We start from the raw sequence: 1,074 nt of genomic DNA, 5'->3' as shown, positions 1-1,074 counted from the left end.
CCGAACGGCCGCCCGGTGCTGATCCACGCGGTGACGCAGAAGGGCAAGGGCTACGCCCCGGCCGAGGCCTCGGCCGACAAGCTGCACGCGGTGGGCCGGTTCGACGTGGTGACGGGCGCCCAGGCCAAGGCCAAGGCGAACGCGCCCACCTACACCCGTGTCTTCGCCGACGCCCTGATGAAGGAGGCCAAGGCCGACGACAAGGTGGTGGCGATCACGGCGGCGATGCCGTCGGGCACGGGGCTGGACCTGTTCGGCCAGGCCTTCCCCACCCGCACCTTCGACGTGGGCATCGCGGAGCAGCACGCGGTGACGTTCGCGGCCGGCATGGCGACGGAAGGGTACAAGCCCTTCGTGGCGATCTACTCGACCTTCCTGCAGCGCGGGTACGACCAGCTGGTGCATGACGTGTCGATCCAGAACCTGCCCGTGCGCTTCGCCATGGACCGGGCGGGCCTGGTGGGGGCGGACGGGGCGACGCACGCCGGCGCCTTCGACCTGGCCTACCTGTGCTGCCTGCCCAACATGGTGGTGATGGCGGCGGCGGACGAGGCGGAGCTGGTGCACATGGTGGCGACCAGCGTGGCCTATGACGCCGGCCCCATCGCGCTGCGCTATCCGCGCGGCGAGGGCGTGGGCGTGGAGATGCCGGAGAAGGGCGAGGTTCTGCCCATCGGCAAGGGCCGGATTGTCCGCGAGGGCAACACGGTGGCCATCCTGAGCCTGGGCACGCGCCTGGGCGAGGCCTGCAAGGCGGCGGAGGATCTGGCGGCGCGGGGCCTATCGACGACGGTGGCGGACGCGCGCTTCGCCAAGCCGATCGACCGGGAACTGGTGCGCCGTCTGGCGGTTGAGCACGAGGTGCTGGTGACCATCGAGGAAGGCTCGGTGGGCGGCTTCGGCGCCCAGGTCATGCAGTTCCTGGCGGAGGAAGGGCTGTTCGACAGCGGCCTGAAGTTCCGCCCCATGGTGCTGCCCGACCGCTATCAGGAACACGACAACCCGGCCAAGCAGTATGACGAGGCCGGCCTCAACGCCACCGGCATCGTCGATACCGTGCTCAAGGCGCTGGGG

The 1,074-nt window shown here is 70.4% G+C and carries 1 protein-coding gene; it reads left to right on the top strand.

Annotated elements, in window-relative coordinates; all coding sequences use genetic code 11:
* Positions 1-1,074: transketolase C-terminal domain-containing protein (locus tag FBZ87_RS29005; protein WP_145614034.1), on the top strand; the 1,074-nt coding region annotated here is incomplete at both ends.

The organism is Nitrospirillum amazonense (assembly GCF_007828035.1).
GTDB classification, from domain to species: domain Bacteria; phylum Pseudomonadota; class Alphaproteobacteria; order Azospirillales; family Azospirillaceae; genus Nitrospirillum; species Nitrospirillum amazonense.
The sequence above is the reverse complement of the archived record's forward strand: the minus strand, read 5'-3'. Positions and strand labels throughout refer to the sequence as shown.